General features: G+C 69.9%; 29 protein-coding genes and 2 pseudogenes. 13 read left to right on the forward strand and 18 right to left on the reverse strand.

The window, feature by feature from the left end; genetic code table 11:
- Positions 1 to 312: 312 nt before the first annotated feature.
- The 3 genes from ACIGO6_RS39035 to ACIGO6_RS39045 are packed head-to-tail and all read left to right on the forward strand — an operon-like array spanning position 313 to position 2,686.
- On the forward strand, positions 313 to 1,275 hold the full coding sequence (locus tag ACIGO6_RS39035) for an ATP-binding cassette domain-containing protein (RefSeq protein WP_399885120.1): 963 nt from the start codon (positions 313 to 315) through the stop codon (positions 1,273 to 1,275).
- Positions 1,272 to 2,090 carry an ABC transporter permease gene (locus ACIGO6_RS39040; protein WP_399885122.1) on the forward strand — a complete coding sequence of 273 codons (819 nt, stop codon included), beginning with the start codon at positions 1,272 to 1,274 and terminating at the stop codon, positions 2,088 to 2,090. The genes ACIGO6_RS39035 and ACIGO6_RS39040 overlap by 4 nt, the downstream gene beginning before the upstream one ends.
- 5 nt (positions 2,091 to 2,095) lie before the next feature.
- On the forward strand, positions 2,096 to 2,686 hold the full coding sequence (locus ACIGO6_RS39045) for a TetR/AcrR family transcriptional regulator (RefSeq protein WP_399885124.1): 591 nt from the start codon (positions 2,096 to 2,098) through the stop codon (positions 2,684 to 2,686).
- Positions 2,687 to 2,689: 3 nt separating this feature from the next.
- Here the strand turns inward: ACIGO6_RS39045 and ACIGO6_RS39050 are convergent, their stop codons facing one another.
- Positions 2,690 to 2,896 (reverse strand): hypothetical protein, encoded by a 207-nt coding sequence (locus ACIGO6_RS39050; RefSeq protein ID WP_399885126.1) that lies wholly within the window; start codon positions 2,894 to 2,896, stop codon positions 2,690 to 2,692.
- A gap of 70 nt (positions 2,897 to 2,966) precedes the next feature.
- On the opposite strand from ACIGO6_RS39050, the gene ACIGO6_RS39055 reads away from it, so the two are divergent.
- Positions 2,967 to 3,527, forward strand: coding sequence for a Tn3 family transposase (locus tag ACIGO6_RS39055; protein WP_399885209.1), 561 nt, complete (start codon positions 2,967 to 2,969; stop codon positions 3,525 to 3,527).
- A gap of 186 nt (positions 3,528 to 3,713) precedes the next feature.
- Here ACIGO6_RS39055 and ACIGO6_RS39060 read toward each other — a convergent pair whose 3' ends face one another.
- Positions 3,714 to 4,541, reverse strand: coding sequence for a helix-turn-helix transcriptional regulator (locus tag ACIGO6_RS39060; RefSeq protein WP_399885128.1), 828 nt, complete (start codon positions 4,539 to 4,541; stop codon positions 3,714 to 3,716).
- Between the two features lie 162 nt (positions 4,542 to 4,703).
- On the opposite strand from ACIGO6_RS39060, the gene ACIGO6_RS39065 reads away from it, so the two are divergent.
- The 3 genes from ACIGO6_RS39065 (at position 4,704) to ACIGO6_RS39075 (ending at position 6,579) form a co-directional block, all read left to right on the forward strand.
- Complete coding sequence (locus ACIGO6_RS39065; RefSeq protein WP_399885130.1) at positions 4,704 to 5,111, forward strand: nuclear transport factor 2 family protein; 408 nt, start codon at positions 4,704 to 4,706, stop codon at positions 5,109 to 5,111.
- Positions 5,111 to 5,953 (forward strand): NAD(P)H-binding protein, encoded by an 843-nt coding sequence (locus tag ACIGO6_RS39070; RefSeq protein ID WP_399885132.1) that lies wholly within the window; start codon positions 5,111 to 5,113, stop codon positions 5,951 to 5,953. The genes ACIGO6_RS39065 and ACIGO6_RS39070 overlap by 1 nt, the downstream gene beginning before the upstream one ends.
- Positions 5,954 to 6,297: 344 nt before the next feature.
- The gene (locus ACIGO6_RS39075; protein ID WP_399885134.1) at positions 6,298 to 6,579 is read left to right on the forward strand and encodes a hypothetical protein; all 282 of its coding nucleotides are present in this window, start codon (positions 6,298 to 6,300) and stop codon (positions 6,577 to 6,579) included.
- Positions 6,580 to 6,919: 340 nt separating this feature from the next.
- Here ACIGO6_RS39075 and ACIGO6_RS39080 read toward each other — a convergent pair whose 3' ends face one another.
- Together ACIGO6_RS39080 and ACIGO6_RS39085 are read right to left on the reverse strand one after the other, a co-directional pair.
- Positions 6,920 to 7,408 (reverse strand): GNAT family N-acetyltransferase, encoded by a 489-nt coding sequence (locus ACIGO6_RS39080; protein ID WP_399885136.1) that lies wholly within the window; start codon positions 7,406 to 7,408, stop codon positions 6,920 to 6,922.
- Positions 7,409 to 7,925: 517 nt separating this feature from the next.
- A complete protein-coding gene (locus tag ACIGO6_RS39085; RefSeq protein WP_399885138.1) occupies positions 7,926 to 9,278 on the reverse strand; it encodes a DEAD/DEAH box helicase in 1,353 nt (450 codons plus the stop codon).
- Positions 9,279 to 9,548: 270 nt separating this feature from the next.
- Between ACIGO6_RS39085 and ACIGO6_RS39090 the strand changes: the two genes are divergently transcribed.
- Entirely contained in the window at positions 9,549 to 9,920 is a 372-nt protein-coding gene (locus ACIGO6_RS39090) for a hypothetical protein (RefSeq protein ID WP_399885140.1), read from the forward strand.
- Positions 9,921 to 9,985: 65 nt separating this feature from the next.
- Here the strand turns inward: ACIGO6_RS39090 and ACIGO6_RS39095 are convergent, their stop codons facing one another.
- Positions 9,986 to 10,549: a cysteine hydrolase family protein gene (locus tag ACIGO6_RS39095; RefSeq protein ID WP_399885142.1), complete on the reverse strand. Its 564-nt coding sequence runs from the start codon at positions 10,547 to 10,549 to the stop codon at positions 9,986 to 9,988.
- Between the two features lie 47 nt (positions 10,550 to 10,596).
- Between ACIGO6_RS39095 and ACIGO6_RS39100 the strand changes: the two are divergent.
- Positions 10,597 to 10,695 (forward strand): annotated as a pseudogene (locus ACIGO6_RS39100) (IS5/IS1182 family transposase); the annotation flags it as partial.
- Positions 10,696 to 10,708: 13 nt separating this feature from the next.
- Here ACIGO6_RS39100 and ACIGO6_RS39105 read toward each other — a convergent pair.
- The 6 genes from ACIGO6_RS39105 to ACIGO6_RS39130 form a co-directional block, all read right to left on the reverse strand.
- Positions 10,709 to 11,755, reverse strand: coding sequence for an LD-carboxypeptidase (locus tag ACIGO6_RS39105; RefSeq protein ID WP_399885144.1), 1,047 nt, complete (start codon positions 11,753 to 11,755; stop codon positions 10,709 to 10,711).
- Positions 11,756 to 11,944: 189 nt separating this feature from the next.
- Positions 11,945 to 12,148, reverse strand: a complete 204-nt coding sequence (locus ACIGO6_RS39110) for a hypothetical protein (RefSeq protein ID WP_399885146.1) — start codon at positions 12,146 to 12,148, stop codon at positions 11,945 to 11,947.
- A 220-nt stretch (positions 12,149 to 12,368) separates the two neighbouring features.
- Positions 12,369 to 12,521, reverse strand: a complete 153-nt coding sequence (locus ACIGO6_RS39115; RefSeq protein WP_399885148.1) for a hypothetical protein — start codon at positions 12,519 to 12,521, stop codon at positions 12,369 to 12,371.
- Positions 12,522 to 12,867: 346 nt separating this feature from the next.
- Positions 12,868 to 13,464: a hypothetical protein gene (locus ACIGO6_RS39120; RefSeq protein WP_399885150.1), complete on the reverse strand. Its 597-nt coding sequence runs from the start codon at positions 13,462 to 13,464 to the stop codon at positions 12,868 to 12,870.
- A gap of 39 nt (positions 13,465 to 13,503) precedes the next feature.
- On the reverse strand, positions 13,504 to 13,740 hold the full coding sequence (locus ACIGO6_RS39125) for a hypothetical protein (protein ID WP_399885152.1): 237 nt from the start codon (positions 13,738 to 13,740) through the stop codon (positions 13,504 to 13,506).
- On the reverse strand, positions 13,700 to 14,341 hold the full coding sequence (locus ACIGO6_RS39130; protein ID WP_399885154.1) for a tetrahydrofolate dehydrogenase/cyclohydrolase catalytic domain-containing protein: 642 nt from the start codon (positions 14,339 to 14,341) through the stop codon (positions 13,700 to 13,702). Before ACIGO6_RS39130 ends, ACIGO6_RS39125 begins: the two co-directional genes overlap by 41 nt.
- A gap of 242 nt (positions 14,342 to 14,583) precedes the next feature.
- Here ACIGO6_RS39130 and ACIGO6_RS39135 point away from each other — a divergent pair, with 242 nt between their 5' ends.
- Positions 14,584 to 15,390, forward strand: a complete 807-nt coding sequence (locus ACIGO6_RS39135) for a ribonuclease BN (protein ID WP_399885156.1) — start codon at positions 14,584 to 14,586, stop codon at positions 15,388 to 15,390.
- 649 nt (positions 15,391 to 16,039) lie between these two features.
- Here ACIGO6_RS39135 and ACIGO6_RS39140 read toward each other — a convergent pair.
- A complete protein-coding gene (locus tag ACIGO6_RS39140) occupies positions 16,040 to 16,555 on the reverse strand; it encodes a hypothetical protein (RefSeq protein WP_399885211.1) in 516 nt (171 codons plus the stop codon).
- On the opposite strand from ACIGO6_RS39140, the pseudogene ACIGO6_RS39145 reads away from it, so the two are divergent.
- Both ACIGO6_RS39145 and ACIGO6_RS39150 read left to right on the forward strand, forming a co-directional pair.
- Positions 16,526 to 16,706, forward strand: a pseudogene (locus tag ACIGO6_RS39145) (transposase family protein); the annotation flags it as partial. The gene ACIGO6_RS39140 and the pseudogene ACIGO6_RS39145 sit on opposite strands and share 30 nt — an antisense overlap.
- A 121-nt stretch (positions 16,707 to 16,827) precedes the next feature.
- Positions 16,828 to 17,307: an HIT family protein gene (locus tag ACIGO6_RS39150; protein ID WP_399885158.1), complete on the forward strand. Its 480-nt coding sequence runs from the start codon at positions 16,828 to 16,830 to the stop codon at positions 17,305 to 17,307.
- A gap of 319 nt (positions 17,308 to 17,626) precedes the next feature.
- Here the strand turns inward: ACIGO6_RS39150 and ACIGO6_RS39155 are convergent, their stop codons facing one another.
- The 3 genes from ACIGO6_RS39155 to ACIGO6_RS39165 form a co-directional block, all read right to left on the reverse strand.
- On the reverse strand, positions 17,627 to 17,977 hold the full coding sequence (locus tag ACIGO6_RS39155) for an ATP-binding protein (RefSeq protein WP_399885160.1): 351 nt from the start codon (positions 17,975 to 17,977) through the stop codon (positions 17,627 to 17,629).
- Positions 17,978 to 18,106: 129 nt separating this feature from the next.
- Positions 18,107 to 18,565 (reverse strand): Mu transposase domain-containing protein, encoded by a 459-nt coding sequence (locus ACIGO6_RS39160; RefSeq protein ID WP_399885162.1) that lies wholly within the window; start codon positions 18,563 to 18,565, stop codon positions 18,107 to 18,109.
- Between the two features lie 335 nt (positions 18,566 to 18,900).
- On the reverse strand, positions 18,901 to 19,425 hold the full coding sequence (locus ACIGO6_RS39165; RefSeq protein ID WP_399885164.1) for a hypothetical protein: 525 nt from the start codon (positions 19,423 to 19,425) through the stop codon (positions 18,901 to 18,903).
- 821 nt (positions 19,426 to 20,246) lie between these two features.
- Between ACIGO6_RS39165 and ACIGO6_RS39170 the strand changes: the two genes are divergently transcribed.
- Positions 20,247 to 20,846 (forward strand): LuxR C-terminal-related transcriptional regulator, encoded by a 600-nt coding sequence (locus tag ACIGO6_RS39170; RefSeq protein WP_399885166.1) that lies wholly within the window; start codon positions 20,247 to 20,249, stop codon positions 20,844 to 20,846.
- Positions 20,847 to 20,891: 45 nt separating this feature from the next.
- Here the strand turns inward: ACIGO6_RS39170 and ACIGO6_RS39175 are convergent, their stop codons facing one another.
- From ACIGO6_RS39175 to ACIGO6_RS39185, 3 genes are all read right to left on the reverse strand, one after another.
- Complete coding sequence (locus ACIGO6_RS39175; protein ID WP_399885168.1) at positions 20,892 to 22,691, reverse strand: ATP-binding cassette domain-containing protein; 1,800 nt, start codon at positions 22,689 to 22,691, stop codon at positions 20,892 to 20,894.
- On the reverse strand, positions 22,688 to 24,478 hold the full coding sequence (locus ACIGO6_RS39180; RefSeq protein ID WP_399885171.1) for an ABC transporter ATP-binding protein: 1,791 nt from the start codon (positions 24,476 to 24,478) through the stop codon (positions 22,688 to 22,690). Before ACIGO6_RS39180 ends, ACIGO6_RS39175 begins: the two co-directional genes overlap by 4 nt.
- A gap of 80 nt (positions 24,479 to 24,558) precedes the next feature.
- Positions 24,559 to 24,687, reverse strand: coding sequence for a SapB/AmfS family lanthipeptide (locus ACIGO6_RS39185; RefSeq protein WP_018849360.1), 129 nt, complete (start codon positions 24,685 to 24,687; stop codon positions 24,559 to 24,561).
- Positions 24,688 to 24,736: the final 49 nt, after the last annotated feature.

Raw genomic sequence — 24,736 nt, forward strand, 5'->3', positions numbered from 1 at the left:
GTTTTGTCCTGGGGGGGGGTGGTGTCCGGACTCGGCCGGGGCGCCCCCCCCGGGCGGGGGGGGGCCCGGCCCCCCCCCCCCCCGGCCCCCCACTCGGGACACTTCATCATGACGGCGATCAAGCCGACGGCAAGGGCGAGCCGACACCCTCCGCCTCCGCGCATGCCCTGACCTTCTTCCGGACCGGGGAAGCTCGGGGTATGGCCGTCAGAACGACTCGGCACACCGCTGCGGATGCATCTGATGACCGGAGTCCCGGTGGCTGAGGGACTCGTGTTTGCTAACCTACCTATCGATAGGTAGGTTTCAAGTATGGACAGCGTCGCCAGCCCATCCATCCGTGCCATCGGGCTCGGCCGGGACTTCGCCGAGCAGACCGCGGTGCACCGGCTCGACCTGGAGGTGAAACCCGGAGAGGTCTACGGCCTGCTCGGCCCCAACGGCTCAGGCAAGAGCACTACCGTCCGGATGCTCACCACCATGCTCCGCCCCTCCCGGGGCGCCGCCCAGGTCGCCGGAGCCGACGTCTCCCGTGACCCTGGAACGGTCCGCCGCCGCACCGGAGTCGTCCTCCAGGGCACTGCCCTCGACCCTCTGATGTCCGCCCGCGAACTGCTGCGCCTGCAAGGACAGCTCCAGTCGCTCACCGCCCGGCAGGCACGCGCACGCTGCGCCGAGCTCCTCACCGCCTTCGACGCACAGGACTTCGCGGACACCCCGGTCGGCAAGCTCAGCGGGGGCCAGCGCCGCCGTGTCGACCTCGCCGTCGCTCTGGTCCAGCGCCCGGACGTCCTCTTCCTCGACGAACCCACCACAGGGCTCGACCCGGCCAGCCGCCGGGACCTGTGGGACGAGATCCGCGCACTGGCCGCCAGCCACGGCGTCACCGTCCTGCTGACCACCCAGTACCTGGAAGAGGCCGACCAGCTCTGCGACCGCGTCGGCATCCTCCGCGCCGGACGCCTCATCGCCTCCGCCGCCCCGCACGTCCTCAAGGACGAAGTCGGCGACCGTGTCCTCACCCTGCGATTCCGCGATGCCTCCGCCGCCGGCCAGGCCCGGGAGCTGCTCGCCGCCAAGGGAGAGCAGCTCCACACGGCCGAAACCGCCCCTCACGCGGTGAGCATCCGGCTCGCCCGCCCTGGAGTCGACGGGGAGACGCTGCTCACCCTTGCCTGCGCCGGCCTGCACGCCGAATCCCTGACCGTCGACGAACCCAGCCTGGAGGACGTCTTCCTCCGCCTGGCCCTCACCCCGGAAGGCATCGCCGCATGAGCACGATCACCACCGCCGCCGGCCCCGCAGGCCCGCCCGCAGCACCGAAGTCGTTGGCGGCCCTGGGACCACTGACCGCCCGCTCGCTCAAGTCCTGCCTCCGCACGCCCTCGCTGCTTCTCTCGCCGCTGCTCACGAGCGCGTTCTTCATGATCATCTATGAGGGGCAGCTGTCCTCGGTCACGGCCGCGGCCACTCCCGGCGGTCGCTACATCGACGTGGTCCTGCCGCTGTGTCTGCTCACCACCGCCTTCACCGGCGGCGCCACCGCGGGGCAACTGCTCGTTAGCGACATTGGCTCGGGCTACCACGCACGGCTCTGGCTCACCCCCGTCGGACGCTGGACCCTCATCAGCGCCCCCGTCCTGGCAGGCGTCGTCGTCCTGACCGCTCAGGCCGCCGCGCTCACCGGACTCGGCCTGCTGCTCGGCCTGAACCCCGTCTCCGGGACCCCCGCCGTCCTGGCGCTCATCGGCGCCACCGTCCTGCTGGGGGCAGGGTTCCTGCTGTTGGCCGCCGCGGTCGGCCTCCACACCGGCAACAGCTCGGCAGTCGGCTCCGTGACCCTGGTCTTCTTCCCGCTCTCCTTCTTCACCGCCACCTTCGTCCCGCGTGACCAACTCGGCGGCTGGATGGCCCACGCTGCCGACATCAACCCGCTCACCCCGCCGCTGGAAGCCATGCGCAGCCTGCTCACGGCACCCTGGAACGAGCAGAACCTGCTGCCGGGCACCCTCGTCGCTCTCGCCCTCCTGGTGGCGGGCGCCGCCGCGGCCCACCTCACCCTGACCCGCCGTACCCGTACAGGAGTCTGACCACCATGCCCCGCCAGAGCGACACCCGCACCCGTGCCCGCGACGAATTCGCCCGCCGACTCGCCGACTACGGCTACCTCGGCGTCTCCCTCGACGACATCGCCAAAGCAGTCGACGTGAAGAAGGCCAGCCTCTACCACCACTTCCCCGGCGGAAAGCCCGCCCTGTTCATGGAGGTGGCCGACCACTACACCAAGGAAGCCTCGGCACTCCTCCAGAGCGCACTCGCTACTCCCGGCGCCCTGCGCGACAAGCTCCTCGCCCTCGCCGCCTCCTACGCCCAAGGCACCTACAACTCCGCGCTCAGCAACCAGATCTACTACGCCTCCCGCCATCTCGAGGAGGACCAGCGCGCCGAGGTCTCCCACGCGTACGTGCGCGGCCTCATCCAGCCCGTCACCGACCTCATGGCCCAGGCGGTGGCCACGGGCGAACTACGGCAAGCCGACCCAGGATTCCTCGCCACCGCCTTCATGGAGCTCGCCGCCACTGTTCATCCCCTGCAGGACGACTGCACTCAGGCGTCCGCCGACCGCCTGGCCCAGGACGTCGTCGACCTCTTCCTGCGAGGGGCTGGCCCAGACCCCCTGACCTGAACCTCAGCCCTCAAGCATCCGGCCAGGCCGCGTGCTTGAAGAGCTGAGGTCGCCCAGGGGAAGTGCGGCCGTCGCCTGATCGATTACGCCGCGACGGCCGACCTCGCCGCCCCAGCGGCGGGCCTTGATGACCTTGCTCACCAAGCGGTGGTGGACCAGGCCGGTGCCGTCGTCTGTGCTGGCCCGATGACAGCCGACAGTCAGCTCCATCAGCTCCGGCGACCCGGACGCCTACCCGCAGCTCACCCTGGCGCTGACCCGCGCGATCAGCTGGGAACTCATCGCCCGGCAGTACGACCAGATGAGCAAGTACGCCACCGCGATCCGTACCAGGACCGCGTCGACCGAGGCGATTCTGCGCCGCTTCACCCGCAACGCCTCCCACCTCACCTACGCAGCCATGCTGGAGGTCGGCCGCGCGCAGAAGGCCATCTTCGTGGCCCGCTACCTGTGGCATCGGGACCTCCAGCGGGAGATCGAGGAGGGCCTGAATGTCATGGAGTCCTCCAACGGCGCCAACTTCCGTGATCGCCTACGGCAGGGGAGGAGAGATCGATGCGACGAGCAGCAGATATTCGTCCTGTGCCTGCGCATCCTGCACTTCGCCCTGGTCTACGTGAACACCCTGATGCTCCAGGACGTCCTCGGCGAACCAGAGTGGGAGGACCTCCTCACACCCGCCGACCGGCGCGGCCCGGCCCCGCTGTTCTGGTCGCACGTCCGACGCTACGGTGAGGTGAACCTCGACATGGGCACCCGCCTCAACCTCACCGCGGCGACAGTTCCCGGCCCTCGGGCCGCAGACGGCAAGGCTGTACGTTCCACCGTGGAGAAAGTATGAACCTGCGCAGGTACGGCACGTCGATCGGACCGCGCCAGCGTGGCGCGGCACCGGCACGCGGCTGCCCTGGGCCTACTCGAAACAGGTGCGTGAAGTTCCAGAGTGGGCAGTTCTCCGTCCCGAGGCTACGGTTCCTCCCGCGCGGCCCGACCTCGGCGGACACGGTGGCTTCCGTGGTGGCAGCGGTCAGAGGCTCTTCAGTGCAGCGGCGCTGGGGCTGCCAGCCTCTGCCGTGTACATCACCAAGGAGAAACCTGAGCCGGGCAGGCTGAGGGTGTGCCGGTCGATTTCGAGCTCGCCTAGTGTGGGGTGATGTAGGTTTTTTCGCACGCTGGGTATGGGGCGCACAGCGTGATTGCGCCAGCTGCTCGCAAAATCCGGATCGTGCGTTGCGAACTCGTTGATTAGCTCTGCGAGCACGTTATCTGTCGGATACAGAACGCTGGCTGCGCGCAATTGAGCGGATGTCTGCTGAGAGAAATCGGACTCCGAACCGGGTGCGCCGGTGCAGAGGGTGTCACGGAATCTCGTCGAGATGCGCGTGAGGTTGCGCTCGTCAGGCGAGAGACGGGAGAAGTCTGTAATCAGAGCTGCGGCTGCTGCGTTCCAGGCGACGATGTCTTGCCGGTGGTTGACGATGTAGGCAGGGATGCCGTCAAGTCTGCCGAGTAGATGTTGGGCATCCTTGGGTACGTGCTCTGGCGTGCCGACGTTCTCTGCCGGCAGCACTTGTCCGGCCAGGCGGGCCAGATGGTCACGCTCTGCTTCAGTGAGCTGAAGAGCCGTCGCCAGTGCAGACAGCACCTGCGGTGAGGGCCTGGGTGCCCGTGCCTGTTCCAGTCGTTCGTAGTAGCTCACCGACACCTGTGCCAGGGCGGCTACCTCTTCGCGGCGCAGTCCGGGTGTGCGACGGGCGCGCCGGCTTGGTGGAAGCGTCGCTTCGGCCGGCACATCTTCTGGTCGCAGGTCCTCGCGGCGGCGGCGGAGAAAGTCTGCGAGTTCCTGGCTGCTCACTCCTCCATGCTGTCACAGGAGGGACAGCTGAGCCTCGTACTGTTGGTCCGGGGCTTAGTTGTCCGTTCCGCGCCCACAAATCTGCTGTGCATGGTGGTCCGGTCGGTTTGTTGACTACGAGGAGGAATGGTGTATAGCACTCCTGAGGAGACTTTTCGCCGCATGATCGACCTGATGCTGGCCAAAGACATGAATGCCGTGGCAGATCTGTGGGCGCCTGACGGAATTGCGGAATTCCCTTTCGCATCCGGGGGCTCCCCTCGCGTTCTCCGCGGACGTGAGGAGGTACGCGCCTATCTCGCTCACTATCCGGAGCTGATGGACATGAGGGAGGTGGCCGCGCTTACCGTGCGGCCCACGGATGAAACGGACACCGTCGTGGTGGAGTGGACGGCCACCGGCCGCACCGTGGCCACCTCCCAGCCCTACCTCCTGGACTACATCGTGGTTCTCACGGTCCGCGACGGGCTGATCGCTCTGTTCCGGGATTACTGGAGCCCGCTGGCGGCGGCCGCCGCTGCCGGGGGTCTCGCCGGGCTGATCGACTCGCTTGAAAGGAAGGACGCCTGATGTCCGGAGTGCTCGTGACCGGAGGGACCGGCAAGACCGGTAAGACGCTGGTGCAAGTGCTCCGCAGCGCAGGTGTGCAGGCTCGGGTCGCCAGCCGGAACCCGGCCGCAGCCGATCCTGATGCGATCCGCTTCGACTGGAGCGACCCGACCACATATGGACGTGCGCTCGACGGGATGGACCGGGTCTTCCTGCTTCCCCCGGTGGAGAGTGTGGACCCGCTGCCGCTCGTCGAGCCCTTCCTGCGCCAAGCACAGCGGGCCGGTATCCAGCGCCTCGTGATGCTCGGCTCCGCGATTGTGCTGCCGAACGCGCACAGCGCTGTGGAAATGGCCGCTCAGGTCCAGGCTCATCCCGGAGGTGTCGTACTCCGCGCGTCCGGCTTCATGCAGAACTTCCTGCGCCCGCACCCACTGGCCGAGCACATCCATCGACACGGTGAGATCCGCACCGCAGCCGGTGACGGCAAACTGGGGTGGGTCGATGCGCGGGACATCGCGGCCAGTGCTGCCGCGCTATTGGCTGACCTGGAGGTGGACGCTCGAAGCGACTACCTGATCACCGGGCCGCACGGGATGAGCTATCCACAGGCCGCGCAAATCATCACCGCGCAGACCGGCAGACAGGTTCGGGTGGAGCGTATTACGGAGGAGGAACAGGCAGCCGCCTACCGTGCCTCCGGCATGCCGACCGAGTTCGCAGACGCCCTTGCCGCCGTCGAGAGCGGAATCGAGGAGGGACGCGAAGACCAGGTCAGCACTGCGGTGCTCGAACTGACCGGCCGTCCGCCGCGCGCCTTTGCCGAATTCGTCTCCGATCACGCGTACGAGTGGACGCAGTAGTGCCTGAACAGCAGCGATGTGCGGTCGAGTAGGAACCACGCAGAGAGTGCAGTTTGGCGTCACATGATTTGACGCTCCATCGGATTGGAGACGGCCCGCCTGTGCCTGCCGCAGTAAATGCCGGATTTACTGCGGCAGAGCCGGAGAGGCGGGACGAACGTGACGATCGAACCGGTGACCGAGCCCGGGAGCGGGGGGTGCGCTCCGGCTGCCGCACGCCCGGGTGATGCCCCTGCCCGCCCCGTACGTCGTACACCGCAGCGGTCGAGCGGTACCTCACGGGCGCGGGCATCGCGAAGTCCTCCGCACGGATCTACCGGATCTCGCTGACGACATGGGTATGGATGCTCACCGGCGAACCCGCGCCGACCGGACCCGCCCGCCGAGGCGCGGAGCCGCCCGTCTTCCCCGTCACCGCGATCGACGACCCGACACTGCCGGAGGCCCTGGCCGAGCTGGCGGCAGCGCGGTCAGACGAGATGGACGTCGCCACCGTCAACCGCGCACTGTCCATACGCGGCCGGGCGCCGTTGGCCTTCCCCTGCACCCGGCGTGCGTTCTATGCGTCCGAGTCGATGCGGACGGGAAGGACAGCACATGACGGTGGACGAGAAACCCTGGCGTGACGTGGCGTCCCTCGCCGGGTCCGGTGCGGGAACGGCTGCGGTGCACGATTCGCTCGTGGCTGCCTGGAAGGCACGTGTAGCGAAGAACCCGGATGCGATAGCGCTCCGCTTCGTCGACAGTGCTCTGTCCGCGCAGGAGGTGGACGCGGCGTCGGACGCCCTGGCTGCCGTGTTCGAGGGAGTGCCGGAGGCAAGGAAGCAGCCACGGGAGGCCGCTCGCGCAAGCGATCACCCCGCCAGGGCAGAGGGGACGACACACACCAAGCGCGTGGCGTCCAGCGGCTCCTGCATGCGGTCACCATGCAGGCGAAGCCGGTGCCCTGCGGACCGGCACACCGCGTCATGCCGAAGGAATGCGAAACTCGAATTCGGGACGGTCCCACGGCACGGCGGGTGGGTTCGCGAACGCGGTCCCGGTCCGCACCGCACCAACACGGTGGTAGAAGTCCTCGGCGGGAAGATGCGACACGACCTTGAGACGGTCGAGCCCGGCGGCACGGGCCTCGGACTGCATGTGCGCCACGAGCAGCCGTCCAATACCCCGTCCTTGCGCTTCGTCGGCGACGAACAGCAGATCGAGCTCCGGTGGAGCGAGGACGAGCGAGTAGAACCCGAGGACCCGGCCTCCATGCTCGTCGGCGGCGACGGCCACAAAGACGCGGTGGGCCTCGATGTAATCAGGACCGACCCGGTAGCCCGCCACTGCGGCTGCGTACTTACCCTCGTAGGCGCCTGAGCCGCGCACAAGCCGCGTGAGCCGTTTGGCATCCCGCGCGACGGCCCTCCGTATCGTGATCGGCTGGCTGATCGGGGATGTGCGTGAACTCATCGGGAGAGTATTTCGCACCGGGGAGTGTCTTCGTGCGGCGGGTCGACTGCTCGGGCAGGCGTTCCTGCACCGCTCCCGGTAACCGCTTGCCCGGGCCCTGAGCGGCCACGTCACTGTCGCCGAATCGGCCGCCCCCAAGCAGCCGCTGGACGCACGAATCGGCGCGGAGGAGCTGGAGAACGGTGTGGTCGACGGCTGCTCTCCCCGGGCCTGCCGTGGCGAAGCCGAGCCAGCACAGGAAAGTTTCGAGCCAGCTTCATGAGGCGGATCATCCTCGACCTGTTCGCCGGCCCCGGCGGCGTGAGCCACACCCTCGCCGTCCCCGGGGCCCGGGACATCGGGTGTAGACGGCGATCCCCGTGGCAGGTCCGCGCCGTTCACCATCGCTGCACGCCTCCCCCTGCGCGCGGTCACTCGTACGTGACGCCGTCCGGTGCACCCCGGCCGAGCTCCGCTCTCGCGTATCCGTCCAGCAACGTAGACGAAGACACCGCCAGGCAGTCCCGGGAAGCCGGTCTCAGCCGCCGCGCCGCACCCGGGCCGCCTTGCGGGCCTCCGCGAGCTTGCGGGCCTCGCTGCTCTTGCGGGACGACGACCTGCCACCGGAACCGCTCTTCGCGTCCTTGGTACTGCCCAGGCCGCCGAACGGCACGTTGTGGTTCTTGGGGCGCGGTACGGCCGACCCGCCGTCGAGAGGCTTTCCGGAGGGGGCCTTGGCGCCGGTGATCCGACTCAGCTCCGCCTCTCCGGACCGCACTTTCGTGACCTTGGGGGCGACGCCGGCGTCCGCCACGACCTGGCTCGTCTCGCGACGCTGTCCCGAGACGACGAGTGTCACGACGGTGCCGGAGCGTCCGGCCCGGGCCGTGCGGCCCGCGCGGTGCAGATAGTCCTTCGGGTCGGTGGCCGGGTCGACGTTGACCACGAGGTCGAGGTCGTCGACGTGCAGGCCGCGTGCGGCGACGTTCGTCGCTACCAGCGCGGTGATCTGCCCGTTCTTGAACTGGGCCAGGGTCCGGGTGCGCTGCGGCTGGGACTTCCCGCTGTGCAGGGCGGCGGCGGCCACGCCGCTGGCCCGCAGATGCCGGGTGAGCTGGTCGACGCCGTGCTTGGTGTCCAGGAACAGCAGGACGCGGCCGTCCCGGGCGGCGATCTCCGTGGTCAGGGCGTACCGGTCCGGGCCGTGCACGACGAAGACGTGGTGCTCGATCGAGGAGACCGCGCTGGACGAGGGGTCCACGGAGTGGACGGCGGGCTCGCGCAGGTAGCACTGCACCAGCTGGTCGACGTCGCGGTCGAGGGTGGCGGAGAACAGCATGCGCTGCCCGTCGGGACGCACCTGGTCCAGGATCTCTGTGACCTGCGGCAGGAACCCCATGTCACACATCTGGTCGGCCTCGTCCAGGACCGTGATGCGCACCCGTCCCACTCGGCAGGCTTTGCGCTCGATGAGGTCATGCAGCCGACCGGGCGTGGCGACGACGATCTCGGCGCCATCCCTCAGCACGGCGGCCTGCCGTCCGATGGACACGCCGCCCACCACGGTCGCGAGCCGCAGCCGCAGCGCCTCGGCGTACGGGGTGAGCGCCTCACCGACCTGCTGCGCCAGCTCCCTGGTGGGCACCAGAACGAGCGCCAGCGGCTCCTTGGGCTGCGCGCGCCGCCCGGCCGTCCGGGCGAGCATCCCCAGGCCGAAGGCGAGCGTCTTGCCGGATCCCGTGCGGCCCCGGCCCAGGACGTCCCGTCCCGCGAGCGCATTCGGCAGCGCCGCCGCCTGGACGGGGAAGGGCACAGTGACACCATGCTCGTCGAGCACCTGCAGAACCTCGGTCGGCAGTCCCAGCGGTGCGAAGGAAGCCACGGCGGGCATCGCCGAAGTTGCGCCCGACGCCTCGGACACACAGTCCTGCTGCCAAGCACCGGCACGTGCTGATTCGCTCACAGAAAGCCTTCCTCCGAAGGGACCGTACCGAGGAAGGCGCGGCAGGGTAGCGGCCGCCGATCAGAGATACCCAACGGAGCACCGAGCAGCGACACAGCAAAAGCACAACGTTAGCACGGGGCACGCCCTCCGGAGCCTCCCGCGCCGCACCGCTCAGCCGAGGGACGACAGCCGGACCTGCGTGTGCGGAGCCATGTGGTGATCCAAGGACACCCCCACAGCATCGACGCCCACCGCGGTCCCCGCCACCAAGATCCGGACCAGGAGCGGACCAACTTCACTTCTTCTTGGGCGACTTCACTCCAGAGCCGCGCCAAGCGGCAGATCATGCGCCGCCACGGCAACCAGATCCCCGCCCACCTCCTGCCCCCGGCCCCCGCCGCACAACGGGCCCGGGACCCTACGTCCTGTCGACGCGCCGCCCCGGCCCTGTCAGCGGCCCTCGTAGACCCGTACCCGCATCAGCCCTGGCCGGCACCGAGCCCAGACCCTTGGCTCGAGACCGGCACCGACTCCTACCGCCTGGCCCTCACCCAGGCCCGGGCAGCAGCACAGAACGCCGCCGACTGACCTCACCCGGCCGGCGGAAGGCGATGCCGTCCTGCCCCGCTCGCGAGGGCCCGGACTGCCTCCTGCTATTGCGGTGCGATGGCTTTGAGCCAGTCCTCGACGGCGACGACATCTGCCCACTGCGGGAACAGCTTTTCGGTGAGGACCCGGTGCACCTCGGGGTCGGTGTCGAGGCAGGCATCCGCCAGGACGGTGAGGCCGAAGTCCAGGTCGATGGCGCGCCACAGGGTGGACAGCACTACAGCGCTAGTGGCGATGCCAGTGAGAACAAGGCTGTCGATATCGCGAGCCCTGAGTACCAAGTCGAGGTCGCTGCCCGAGAACGCGCTCCCACGCCTCTTGGTAACCACCACGTCGCCCTGCTGGGGCGCAACATCAGGATGAATCTCGGTGCCAGGGGCCCCCTCGGTGAACAGGCCGGCCCGCACGACATTGGTCATCACCTTGTTGCGAGGGCTGATTTCCGGGTCGCCCGGCCGTAACCCCATCACCACGTAGATCACGGGGATGCTGGCAGCCCGGGCACCGTCGATCGCCCGGCGCAACCGCGGCAGATATCCGGAACCGTCGTCGGCGATGGCCACGACGTCGCGTTGGACGTCCATCACCAGAAGTGCGCTGTTCGCCATGCCTGCCGTCCCTTCTCCGTTGGGAAAAGCAAGTCTGGTGGAGCAACCGAGCCTGGCGGCTCCTGCGCAAGCTCCGGTGCAGCACCACCCGCATCACCGACCTGGTCAAGGCCGCCCTCACCTTGGAGCTGACCGGCCCAGCCTGAGGATGCAAGATTCTCACTGATCCGCGTTGCTCAACCGACCGGTTCCGTGGCCACGAGCATGTACTACCGGTTCGAGAAGCGACAACGTCCTCTCCTCCGCGTCGAGGGCGACGCGGATGCCGACCGGCATCAACAGATTCGGGCCTGCGTGCCCGACCTCGAAGTTGCCCAGGATGGGGATGTCGCGGTCTCCGAGGACGTCGAGGAGGATCTCGGCCAGGGTCGGGGAGCCGTCTGGTGAGTCGAGCCCATCGATCGCCTCCGGAACTCCCACGACCATGCCGGCGATTCGATCGAGGATGCCGCTGTGCCGCAGTACCTGGAGGTAGTTCCACACGTACGATGCCTGGCCGCCCGCCTCCTCCCAGAACAGGACCGCGCCGTCGAGGCATTCGAACGACAGTGCGGAGGGCGTCGCCTGCGCCAGCACGATGCGGTTGATGACCCCGCCGATCAGCGGACCTTCGGCACGCCCGGCACGCCAGCATTCCCACGACGGACTGGCAGGCAGCGCACCGATCGGCTCCGTGTCGGTCAGCAGCGTCGCGTACAGCCTCCCCAACTCCGTCCGGCGGGCCGCGGACGCTCCTTGCCAGTGCCCGCCGAGACCGGGCGTGGCCATGTCGGCATGGAATCCGACCAGGCCCGTGCGCGCGTAGAGCACCAGGTGCAGCAGGGAGATGTCGCTGTAGCCGAGGATCGGTTTGGGGTCGGCCCTGATCGCGTCGAAGTCGATCAGGTCGAGGTATCCGAATACTGTCTGGCCACCATCGTGCGCGACGATCGCGCGCACCTCGGGGTCACGCAGCAGACTGTTGAACTCCTTGGCGATCTCGTCCGGCCGCGCCGCGCTCCACCAGTGGTGCCGTCCAGCTTCGAGGAGCGGCGCGAGACGCACACGGAATCCCATCCGTTCGATCTCGGCCACGGCCCGTTCGAGAGCGGGCGCGTATCTGGCATCGAGCGGCCCGGACAGCGCCGCGACGACGACAAGGTCTCCGGGCATGAGGGCCCGAGGCCGCAGCAGTTGGGACGGCTGGGGCAGTGCGGTGAAAGTCACCGAGGAAGTATCCCGGTGCCTGCAACGACGCACGACACATTCACCGATCGGCTCCCACCCCAGGTTGGAAAGGGCTCATTTTCTTGCCCTGTGATCACCAAGCGCTGTCCAAACTCAGTGACAAGCGGTGTCGCCCGTCAGTTACGAAGCCAGACCCTCCGTCTGATCACGCAGACGGGCGCGCTGTCTTCAGGCGGCTTCGGCCTGCGGATGCCAGACGGTCTTCTTCGCGGCCATCCCCACGTCGATGCGGCTCTCCCCTTCGGCTGCCGCGTACTCGGTGACGGCAGTCTGGAAGACGTCGGCCACGTCCCGCCAGGCCGCGCGCGTCTCACCGTCGGGGGATTCCACGCAGCGGGCGCGCGCCGCCTCGGCCTGCCGCTCCAGCTCCACGAGATCTTCAAACGCGTGTGCCGCCCCGGGATCCTACGCCGCTCGCTCGTCACCTCCCTGTGCTGCACCTGCTCCGGCGCGTCCAGCAGCCGCCAGTACTGCTCCCACTGGTCATCCGGCAGCCGGGCGCTGCCTGCAGTCTCCCCACCGTCGGCAGCGAGCCGGCCGTCCTCGAGTTTCCTCTCGGTACGCCGCACAGGGACGGCCGGGACGGGGTGGGTCAGCGGGTCAGGAGGTCTCTGGGGAGGTGGTTGGTGGTCATGAAGGCGCCCAGCTCGGATCCCCAGGGAACGGTGGCGGCAAAGCCTTCGGCGAGTTGGGCGGTGGGGCGGCCCGGCTGGGGCAGGTGCCGGTCGCGGGTGAAGCCGAGCATGCGGGCTGTGGCGCGCCAGCACACGAAGCCAGCCCTGTGGCTGCCCGACGGGCAGTACGTGTGGCTTCGATCATCTTTGGAAGCAGCGCTTGTCGACGGGTTCCGGAGTCAATTGGTGATCAGCGAGATCATGAATGTCGAGGACAAACGACGGCACTGTCGTGGCTGCGGAAGCGGGACAGCCGGCCGCCCGTCAGGCTGGCTGGCGGCGGTCATCGGATGTCATGCCCAGGGCGGCCGGGGAACAAGTGATCCGCCGGCAGAGGCTGCTTTCCGAAGCGAGTCCTCGGCACTGCTCGCCTATGGCCCTGTTCTCCGGCGCGAGCATCAGAAGCCGAGGGCGATCTCACGCCGTCGCAGGTGTCCTCTCGGCCGCGGAACGGCGTTTCCAGTACGCGACGGTCAGCACGCCCAGCAGCGGCCCCCACAGAGTCAGCGGCCCGTAGCAGACATAGAACCAGGCAGCTTCCCAGCCGCCGGCTTGGCTTGGGTAGTCGGCCGGCAGGTCGCCGCCTCGAATAGTGGTGCCCTCGAGCTCGGAGGTGATGAACAAGAGGGTGAACAGGAGAGTGAGGCCCGCAGCTCCGATGGTGGCCGGGACAACGGCTGCCCTTCGCGGGACCCGGCGGCTTCGGAGGAACGGGATCCTCTGCGGGAACACCTCACCCCAGCGGGCGATCAGACCGATCGCGGTGAACGCGAAGACTTCGGACAGGACCGACAGGAAGACGACATAGGCTCGTTCGCCGAGTCCGAGACCGTCGCCGAACGCGGCCGGAAGCCGCCAGATACCGGAAGGAAGGACGGTCAGCGGAACGGCGTAGGCCACCATCCGCATCCGTCGTGACACTCCGGCAACGGGCTCATGGGCCGCCCGCCATGCGGCGCGTAGTCGTCCGGGATGGACGGTGGTGGGTTCTTTGGCGTGCTGGAGCTGCGGCATGGGCGGTCCTCGGCTTCGGTGAACTGCTGGTCAGCCCGTTCAGTGATGAAGATCCCAGTCACGGGGGCCCTGAGCATCGCTCTGAGAGCTGACTCGGCTCCGTCTGACGGCCGACGAAGTGCCGGGCACCGGAGTGATCAGACCAGGCCGGGCCAGGGCGGTGTCGAAGTCGACGTCGCCGACGTTGCTCGGGCTGTATCCGGCGTCGATCACGACCGCGCCGGGCTTGATGTCCTCACCGCGGATCAGCCGGGGCCGCCCCACAGCCGCTACCACGATGTCCGCTTCCCGGACGACCGCCGACAGGTCTCCGGGAGTGGCAGTAGGTCACCGTTGCGTCCTTGGCCAGCAGGAGCATCCCGGCCGGCTTGCCGAGGATCGCGCTGCGTCCCACCACGACGGCGTGCTTGCCGGCGAGGTCGACGTCGTAGGACTCCAGCAGCCGCTGGATCCCGTTCGGAGTGCAGGACACGAAGCCCGGCAGGCCGAAGCTCATCGCGGCGAAGGAACGCATGGTGACGCCGTCGACATCCTTCTGCGGAGCGATGGCCTCGAACGCTGCCCGCTCGTCGATGTGCCGGCCGCACGGGTGCTGGAGCAGGATGCCGTGCACTTCCGGATCTGGGGACAGGTCGGCGAGGGTGTCGATCAGTTCGGTGGTCGTGGTCGTGGTCGTGGCGGGCAGGACCGATATGCCGGGACTGGATGCCTGCCTTCGCGCACCGCGCCCGTTCATGCGGACGTACGTGGCCGACGCGGGATCCTCTCCCACCAGCACCGTCGCCAGACAAGGACTGGTCCCCGTGCGTCGTGAGATCTCCGCCGCCCTGGCAGCAGCCTCGTCGACGATGCGTCGGGCGAGGCCAATGCCGTCCATGAGCCGGGCCGTCTGAGTCGCCGCGGCCGTCACCGTCGCCGTCGGCGTGGGCGGGGACGGCTGCTGCCGCCAGAAGCACGGCAGCCGCCGCCGCAGCGCGCCTCAGCATGCACCGCCCCCTTGCGTGTCGACTTGGTGATCATCCACCGGCCGTCCCACCGCTCCGCCGTCGCGGTGGCGCCCGCCGCCGCAGCGCGCCCACAAGCCTTCGCCGTGCGCGGCGGCAGGGTTCACTTCATTGCATGGACGATGGTCAGAACACATCCCACCGGCGCCGGCCCACGCACCAGGGGTGCGTGCGCCGGCGGTGGCGGGCCACGGTCCGTCGGTTCGAGGAGAGCGGGGTGGGCCGGCTGTGGGGCCGGCTCTCGGCGGTCGACTTCTTCGGGCACTCCTTTCAGCTGGCCTCGCTCGCGTTCCTGTGCTTCTTTCCGTTCCTGATCGTCATCACCGCGGCAGCGGACCGTGACGCCGCCGCAGTCGTCGCGGGCTGGCTGGGGCTGGATCAGCAGGCGGCCCAGGCCGTGGCATCCCTGTTCGCCCCCGCGACTGGCTCGTACACCCTCACCATGGCGAGCGTCGTCCTGCTCCTGCTCGGAGCCGTGGCCGTGGCCGGCACCCTCCAGAGCTGGTACCGATTGCTGTTCGACGTTCCTGGAGGCGGATGGCGGAACACCGCGGCCCGACTCACCTGGCTTGCGGGGCTGCTTGTCTACGCCGCCGCGCAGGCCGCGTTCGGCCGTGTGTTCGACGGGTGGCTGCTGCTCAGCCTGACCGGCTTCCTCTGGGCGGTCGTCTTCTGGTGGGGAAGCATGTACGTACTGCTCGCCGGGGCGGTGCCCCGGCGAGCCCTCTTTGCTCCAGCCCTGATCACCAGCGTGTGCTGGACCGGCCTCGGGGTGTTCTCCGCCCACTACTTCTCCGCGACGATCGTGGCGAACGAACAGGACTACGGCCCCATCGGTGTCGTCATGGTCATCCTGTCGTGGCTGGTGGCGGTCGGCGTGGTCATCCACCTGGGGGCAGTCGTGGGACGCGAGCTGAGCTGAGCCCCGGCGGCAGGGCCGGCCCTTCCCGGTAGTTGAGCGGTGCGGCCATCCGGCGACGGCCGCACCGCTGTGGCACGCGGCAGGGCAGGACGACTGGGGTTGCTGCCGCCAGGGAGCTGCACGAGAAGGGTTCTCGTCCGGCTTTTGTGATGTGCATGCTCCCTGCTGCCGGGTTTGCTGGTAGGTGTCGCGAAATCTGGAAACTGCCGGTGCCGACCGCGTTCGGCTGATGGTTCTGGGCTGTGCGCGGGGCACTGCTCCGGCTGGAAGGGCTGCTCTTCCTGGCGGGTCGTGTCGGTACAGGACGATGGCGAGGTGATCAGAGTCGCTGTCAGATGCCGGACGGCGAGGGCTGCGCTCCACAGACCTCGTTGCCCACCGCGCGACCACGACCAGCCCGGGTTCGGACACGTGTACCTCGTCGGCCGCTTCCATTACCGGCACGACGCACCTGGACCTGGCGGCAGTCGCGCTGAAGCCCACCCGTCCAGGGGCTCCTGCGGCAAGGGGTGCCTGGCCGGCGGCCGGTCCGCCCGCAAGGTGCCACGGCTCGCAGTGGAGAACACCAAGCGTTGGCGGCCCTCGGACTCGCGCGGGCGCCCTAACGGCTGCGGGCCGCGCCGTCTGCCGCGGGCGGCCTGCACGGTGTTCAGCGTCTGGCGGTGCCCATCTGTTCGGGAACGGTCTGCAGGTAGGCACGTTCGACAGGCTCTGTGGTGGTGGGCTCGCAGTGGTCTGCAGTCGGTTGCTTGGGCCGTCTCTGCCAGGTGTGTGGACGGTCTGTCGCTGCGAGCAGGCGATTGATGCGGTGGGCGAATTCGTCTCCGAGCAAAGGAAGCTCGGTGTCCGGTTCTCGGAGGTAGCCGGCCGTGACGGCGGCGGGCAGGTAGGCCATCAGTTTGCTGACCGCGGCGGGCCGCGACCGCACGGTCTGCTTGGCGAGGTGGCGCAGGATGCGCATGAACTGGGTGGTGGAGGCACTGGTGATCCGGTGGTCCGCGGGATTCCAACAGGTGCCGTCGTCCCAGGCCGGGGGCTCGGGTGCGGGCTGGACGTCGTCGGTTTGCCGGTGCCACCACTCGGCCGTGTTCCGTTCCCCCAGCGCGAGGTGGTGCAGGTAGAGGCAGTAGGCCGCGCGGACCGCCCCTTCTACTCCGGCGAGCACAAGAAAGCACGGGATGAACGTACAGGTCCTGGCCGATCCGTCCGGCCTGCTGCTGTGGGCCTCTTCGGCTCTGCCCGGTGCCGTCCACGACGTCCGGGCCGCCCGTGAACACGGCGTCGTCCGCACACTCACGGACGCTGGCGCCACATGCTGATGAGGATCTTTGAAAACGGCCGGGGCCGCTCCTCGCCCCACTTGCTTGGTCCTTGACCTGTGTGAGGAAGGTGGGGATTGAAGAGCGGTCCTTGATCACCAAAATGTAGGTTCTGGCCATGAGTGATGACTGGCGGATGGACCGGATCAGGACTGCGCTGAGAGGGGAGAACCCGACCGTGCTGCGACGGCTGACGTCGGGGTTCGCGGTGATCGGGGATGTGCAGTTCCTGCCGGGTTACTCGGTTCTGCTCGTGGACGAGCCGGATGTGCAGCGGCTGTCGGACCTGCCGAGGGCGACGCGGCTGTCGTTCCTGTCTGACATGGACCAGCTCGGTGAGGCGGTCGAGCGTGCCTGTCGGCGGCTGGACCCGGCTTTCCGCCGGGTCAACCTGGAGATCCTGGGGAACACGGACCCGTTCTTGCATGCGCATGTCTGGCCGCGGTTCGAGTGGGAGCCGGCCGATGTCGTGGGCAAGCCAGTGTGGCTCTATCCGCGTGACCGTTGGAGTGACGAGCAGTTCAGGCTCGGTCCGCAGCATGACGTGCTGCGGGATGCGATCAGCAGTGAACTGGACCAACTGCGCTCGGTGACCTGAGTGTTGCGGGCCCGCCGACCGCCAGGTCAGCGGGCCCGTTGATCGGTGACGGTCAGCCGAAGCTCACTGGAGGCGTCTGAGCGGGACGATGTCGGTGACGCGGTTGGTAATCGTGGGGCGGGCGGCTTCCTGGGGTGCGAGCAGGGCGACGATCGTGACGGGCTGGTCGCAGTGCGGGCAGTTCCGGACGGCCGTTGGTGCCAGAGGGTCGATGGTCCCGGGGGCCGTCGGCTGCCAAGCGGGCGGAAGGGTTCGGGGATGCTCGCCGAGGCGTCGTGCCCGTTCTTCGTCGCGGGTCCGGTTGCGTTGTCTTTCCGACTCACGACGGCATTCGGGCGAGCAGTAGATCTGGCGGAGTCGAGAGGGTGGTGGTGAAGTAGACGCGGTGGCCGGCGTCGACGGCCGCTCGTCCGAGGGCGACGGACAGCATGGTCTTGCCCACGCCGGGAGGGCCGACGAACAGCACGTTGGAGGCTTCGTCGAGGAAGCGCAAGGTAGCCAGGTCGCGGATCAGCTTCTCATCGACGCCGGGCTGGGCGGCGAAGTCGAAGTCGGCCAGGGTCCACGGCTCGGGCAGGCAGGCGAACCGTCCCCGGGCGGCGAGTTTGCGGGCTTCGGTGGCTTCGACCTCGATCTCCAGAAGTCGTTCCAGGGCTGCGGTCAGTGACATCCGCTCGGGTGCGCGCCTGCTCCAGGACCCTGTTCAACGCCTCAGCTGCGTCGTTGAGTTTGAGGTAGGACAGATGGCCTCTGAGCTGCTGGAATCGGCGGGCTTCGCTCACCTGCATCGGTGACGCACTCACTCCGAACTCTCCTCCTGCTTCGGTGAGGGGACACTCCGCAGCCGGTCGGCCACGGCGGCATAGTGGGTCAGGTCGATCTCAACCCGTTCGGCCGAACTGCCAGCGGCCGGCCCTTCGCGCAGACGCTCGGCTTCCGCCAGAGCTGCGGCTGACGGCGGTTTACGGACCTTGGTCTTGCAGGGAGCCCGGTCGGAGAACGAGGACAGCACCGCCCTCTCCAGCGCGATGACGTGTCCGTCGTCCCGGACGGTCTGCCCGGCGCCTCGTGGGGCCCGGCGATGGCAGGTGACGACGGCCCGGCCAGCGGTGACGATCCGCAGGTCGTCCTCGCAGAGCCGGTACAGGACCTTGACCGTGACGCCGGGCAGGCCGGGCGGAACGGAGTAGAAGTTGCCGTCGAGGGCGACCAGGCTCTGCGGGCTGACGGTGCGCTCGACCTCCAGCTCGGCCGTCACAGACTCCTTGTAGCGGCCGTTAGGTGTGATCACGCTGGGGCAGAGGGAGGCGAATCGACGGTGTGGAGTTGTGGATCACGCCGAGTGTCCGATCCGTGCCGGCGAAGGTGGCGCCGAGGCCGCGGAGGCTGCGTGCCAGTTTGACCCGGGTGCTCACGTGCACAACGGGGCGGTCCCAGTTTGTCGCTCAGGGCCACCAGGTCCTGGAGGACCAGGCTCTCCTCCGTGAACTTGCCCAGGGCACGTGGTTGCGGGCCAGTTGCGCAAGGCCACTCGGCCGATCTGTTCGACGGATGTCGGTGCGGAGGTGTACGGGGCCCGCCTTTCCCGGCCGCCTACTCCAGTCGCAGGGCCTCGCGCATCCGGCGGAGGCGGTCCAGGGAGCGCCGGCGCATCCACGGGACCCAGGAGCACAGCGCGACCATGCCGGCCGTGAAGAGAAGGGGGAAGGCCAAAGACCCGGTGACGGCCCCGAGGACGAGCATGCCGACCGCGACGAGGCCCATGGCGCCGAGCCAGTACGGCAGCCACTTGCCCGCCCGCTCCATCTGGCCCAGTTGCTCGGCGACCAGCCGTCGCATGACCGCCTGCTCCTCGGGGGTCTTCGGCACCTCATGGTGCCGGATCTTCCGGTTCAGCTCGGCGAGTCCACCTGCGTCGGTGCCCGCGGCTCGGGCGGCCCGGCGGCGCTGGACGGCCAGGACCACGACGGCGACCCCGGTGTAGAGAGCACTCTGGAACACCCAGACAGCCGGATGCTGGTCCTTGCGGATCAGGGCTGTGATGCCGAGTACCAGCAGGAAGACGAGGGCCGCCTGCGCGGTCAGACTGCGGTCGAGTAAGCGCTTGAGCGAGAGCACGGCGCAGGCCTCCTCGAAGGGGAGTGGGGACAGTGTCGTCGCCTCCCGGTTACCCCGCTTTCTCCCACTCATCGAGGCCGTGTGCGGGCGCGCTCACCGACGGCGGCGGGCCCGGGCTGACGCCGCCCCACCACGTGAGCCCGGACCGATACGGGCCAACAGCTCGCGCCGACAGGTCTGCACGGGGGCGGTGCTCGACGAGTGGTCGCCGGCCGCCGTACTTCCCACCGTGCTGATCCTGCGCGGCACACCGGCGCACTGGTGGAGCGAGGACACAGCCGCCGAAGTGGCCGCTGATCGGGCTCGCCGTCGTCGCCATGGAGGCGCTGATCGAGTGACGGGGCCGTTGTCGCCGTACCGCGGCGTACGACCGCTGTCCCGGCGGCGACCGTCGGTACGCCGGTGTGCTCCGCCGGGCTCTCTACCGGCGCATGGCCCGGGAGATGGAACGGACGGACCGATCGAGCCACATTCACTTCGCCTGTTTTGAGTCTGTGACGCTCCGGCGACACCGGCCCGCTCCGGCAAGTGCCGCCCCGTCCGTCGCGCCTCCGCCTTCACGGCCTCCCCGGGAGCAGCCAAGGCGCACCCCGCGTCTCGCGGGCATCGCGGTGCCCCGGTGCGCGACGGACGTGTTCCGGCCTGATCCCGCATCGCCAGGGGCCGCGTTCCGGGCGTCCAGAACGGCGTGTTGGCATCGCTTCGCCCCCGTCAGACCGCGCTGCGTGCTTCTCGGGCGGCGCCCAGGGGCAGACGGCTTGGGGACTGGGGGACGAGCCCGGTGGTCCGTGGGGACGACCGGGGAAGGCAGGGGGTTGCACATGGTCCGTGTTCTCGTGGTGCACGACGCCGCGCTGTTGCGGTCGGCGTTGGTACAACTGCTGCGGTCCGCCGACGGACTCGAGGTGTCGTCCATGCCGGCCCGGGGTGACGAGCCGGACGACCACGACTTACCCGTGGACGTGTGCGTGGTCGACGGGCACTGTCTGGAGGGCCCGCGGGACGAAGTGGCCCGAGCGTCCTTCTGGGACCGGTGCGGGACGCGGTTGGTCGTCCTCGCGGCACCCGAGCGGCCGGGGGTGTTGCGCAGGGCCTTCGACGCCGGCGTGCTCGGGTTCCTGGACAAGGACGCGCCCGCGCGGCGGCTGATCGACGCCGTGCACATGGTGGCCAAAGGAGAGCGCTTCCTCGACGAGCGGCTCACGGTCGCGCTGTTGCGGGCTTCGGAGATGCCACTGACGGCCCGCGAGCTGAGCGTCCTTTCCGAAGCCTCACGGGGCTCGTCCGTCGCCGAGATCGCCGTCGGCCTGCACCTGTCCCGGGGGACGGTCCGCAACTACTTGGCCAGCGCGATCCGGAAGGTCGGGGCACGCAACCGCGTGGACGCGATCCGCATCGTCCAGAACGCCGGCTGGTTGTGAGGACGGCCGAGGCGTACGGGCTCCCGGCTCGCGAACCTCGCACCCTCAGGTACGGCTCCAGTGCCCCACCAGGTCGCGGTAGAGGGAGGAGCGTTCGAGCAGTTCCTCATGTGTGCCGTACGCCGCCCGGCGGCCGTCCAGCAGCAGTACCCGGTCGGCCCGGACCGCCGAGGACATGCGGTGGGCCACGACCAGCAGTGTTCCCGGACGCCTGGCCAGTGCCTCCTCGGCGCGCTCCTCCGACGCGGCGTCCAGGTGGCAGGTCGCCTCGTCGAGCAGGAGCAGCCGGGCCGGGGACAAATACGTGCGCGTCAGCACGATCAGCTGGCGCTCGCCCTGGGACAGCGCACCGGGCCGCAGGGTCGCGTCGAGCCCGCCCAGCCGCTCGACGAGGGGCGCCGCGCCCAGCTCCAGGACGGCGGCCTCGACGGCGGCCCGGGAGGCGTCGGGGCGCAGGTATGTCAGATTGTCGCGGACCGTCCCGGTGAACACGTACGCCTGCTGGGGGGCCAGGGCCCGCAGCGCGCGGAGCTCCGCCGGGAGGCGGCCGGTGACCTCCCGGCCGGCGACCCGCACGGTACCGGTCTGCGGTGTGCACAGGCCGGCGACGATCCGGGTGAGGGTCGACTTGCCGATGCCGCTGGGGCCCACGACGGCCACGTGCTCGCCGTCCTCGACACGCAGGTCCAGGGCGTCGAGAACCGGCTCCGCCCGGGCCCCGTACCGGAGGGTCACCCCGCACAGCTCCAGCGCGGGAGCCGCCCGCGATCGGGCCGGAGCCGGCGGGCTGGGGATGGCCGCCCGCCACGCGAGCGGGGACGCGCCGGTGACGGACGGGCTCGTCGCCGGGGCCGTGAACCGTTCCAGGACGACGAGCAGCCGGCTCCCCGCCGCGCCGATGGCGGTCATGAGGGTGTGCAGCGCCGGCAGCAGCGCCTGCGCGAGGTAGGTGAACGCCCCCAGCAGGGCGCCCGTGGTGACACCCCGTGCGCGCAGCCAGGGCACGGTCACCAGCAGGAGCAGCACGGGCAGCTGGGCCGAGATCCCGAGGGACACGGCGCGTACCGCGGCCCAGCGGGCGAGGACACGGGAGGTCGCCGCGGCACTCGCGACGAGGCGTTCTCCGTCCCTCGACACGTCCTGCTGAGTACCGCACGCGGTGATGTCGCGCAGCGACCTCCGGACCCGCGCGGCGTGGTCGCCCAGCGCCTCGTCCGCCGCGAGGGCCCGCCGCTGGGCCGCCGCCATCGGACGCAGCGTCAGCAGGAACAGCGCCGTGCCCCCGGCCAGCGGTGGTACGACGACCAGGAGGAGAGCCGGGTGCAGCGACAGCAGGCCGGCCAGTGCACCGGCCGCCGTGAAGACGAACGAGCGCAGGGTGAGCACCAGCCCGGCGAAACTGTCCCGCACCATCTCCACCTGGTTGGTGAGCCGTGAGACGGCCGCCCTGTCCCCGCCGCCGGGCCGGGCCAGGGCGCGGGCCAGGGACCCGTCCACCGCCCGGTGCACGAGACGGTCACGCAGCGGTTCCGTCAACCCGGCCAGCTCGGCGAAGACCCCTCTGATCACCGGCGCTCCCAGCAGCACCGCACAGGCCGCCACGGCGAGCCAGCCGAGCCCCGCCGCGGTGTCACCGGCGAGGAATCCCTGGTCGAGGGCCTGGGCCACGCCGTAGCCGACCAGGAAGGTCTGGACCGACTCGGCCACCGACCATGCCGCGAGCCGTGCGAGCACAGCCTTGCGTTCGGCGAGGAAACGACGGGCGGACGGCCTGAGCCGGTGCCCGGCGCCCGATCGGCGGTGGGTGTCCGCTGTGCCTCGCCGGTCCTCCTCCGCGGGGGTCACGGCCGTGCCTCCCTCCACAGCGAGCCGGCCCGCCCCGTGGCGGTCTCGTCGTCGCGGTCGTGACAGGGTGCTCCGGCATCTTCTTCCTGGGCACCGAACACCGCCCGGTAGGCGGCCTCCTGCCACAGCAGCCGATGGGGGCCCACCGCCCGGACCCGGCCGTCCTCCAGCCAGACGACCAGATCGGCCCGTGCGGCCACCGATGGCCGGTGCGTCACGACCAGACGGGTGACGACGGAGGGGGAGCGCCGCTGTGCCCGCTCCACCGCGTGCTCCGTGGCGGTGTCCAGGCTGGAGGTCGCGTCGTCCATGACCAGCAGCCGGCCCGTGTGCGCGAACGCCCGGGCCAGCCCCAGCCGCTGGTACTCACCGCCGGACAGCGGAGCGTCGGCGAGCGGTGTGTCGTACCCCCGCGGCAGCCGGTGCACGAAGGCGTCGGCACCGGCGAGGCGGACGGCCGACCTGACCTGGTGGCCGGAGACGGCGCGAGGGCCGGCGGCCACCGCCTCCGCGACCGTGCACTCGCCCAGTTCCGGACGCGCGAAGGCGAACCCCACCTCGGCGCGCAGGCACGGCCGGGTCAGCGAAGTAAGGGGTGTTCCGTCCAGCAGGACCTGCCCCCGGTCGGGGTCGAGCAGTCGGCCGGCGACGGCGGCCAGGACGGACTTGCCGGAGCCGCTGCGCCCCACGACCGCGGTGGTCCGGCCGCCCGGTACCGTCAGCAGGTCCGCCCGCAGGACTTCCGCACCGTCGCGCGAGACCCGTACCCCGCGCAACTCGAGCGTGCCCGGCCCTCCCGGAGCAAGCGTCCCGGGCCCGTAGGAGAGGGCGGGCAGTCCCTCGAGACCGCGGGTGCGCTCCCGGGCCGCGCGACCCCGGGCCACCGCACCGACCAGCGTGGCGGCGCCACCGATCCCGGCGGCCAGTTGCGCGTACCGGATGACTGCCAGCAACTCGCCGGCGGTGAGGGCACCCGCTCCGAGCCTGAGCCCGCCCACGGCGGTGGCGGCCACGGTCAGCAGCGGAACGAGCACGCCGCCGGTGGCCAGCGCCCGCCCGTGCAGTCTCCACATGCGCTCACCGAGCCTGCCCAGTTCCGGCAACGGCCGCAGTACGCGCTCGCGTTCACGGGCGGCGGTGCCGGCGGCGGCGACGGTTTCCGCGCCCTCGACGGCCTCCAGCAGCCGGGACGCGATGTCCGACTGCACCCGCTGGTAGGCCCCGACCGAAGTCCCCGTGTCCCGTGCGAACGCCCGTAGTACCGACGCCAGGGCCGGCAGTCCGACGAGGACGCAGGCGGCGACCCACACATCGACGACGGCCAGGGCGACCAGGGCGCCGGCCGGCGTGACGAGCGAGGCCGCGAGGGCGGCCCTGGCGGTCGGCGCGGCGCCCGCGTCCGAGGCGTTCAGGGTGAGCCGGGTCGCGACGTCACCGGGGGAGTGCGCGCGGACGGCCTCGGGCACGGCGTGCAGCAGGCCCCGCAGGGCGCGGGAGCGGATGGCGGCGGTCCAGTCGGCGGTGCACCGGCCGGACAGGAACGCGGTGAGGCCGTCGAGCAGGATCTCGCCGACGAGGAGGGCGACGCTCGCCGCGAGCCAGGGACCGGCGTCGTGCCCGCCCAGCAGCAGGTCGAGGGTGCGGCCCAGGACGAAGGGCTGGGCGACGGCGGCGGCGGCCGCGGTGACCGAACACCCCAGTACCAGCAGTTCCGGCGCGCGCCCCGGGCCGGTGCCGGGCGGCTTGGCCACCGGAGGCGTCCGCCCCGGGACCGGAGCGATTCCCACCGGTCTGCCCCTCTCGTGGTAGGCGCCGGCACGGTGGACGCGGTGTGTCGCGTCCACCGTGCCGGCCGATCCGGACGACGTCAGTTACACGTCGTCACGCTGAGGCTGCTGTCGCCGCAGAGCAGCAGGCTCGCGCGGCTGCCGGTCTCCACGTCGCCCATGGCCTCTTCCTTCGGGGTCTCCAGCGACTGCAGCTCGAACAGGTTCATGTGATCTTCCTTCCGTACGACGGGTTCTCTTCACGGCCCCGACGGGGCC

Source organism: Streptomyces sp. NPDC053750, assembly GCF_044544295.1.
Taxonomy (GTDB): domain Bacteria; phylum Actinomycetota; class Actinomycetes; order Streptomycetales; family Streptomycetaceae; genus Streptomyces.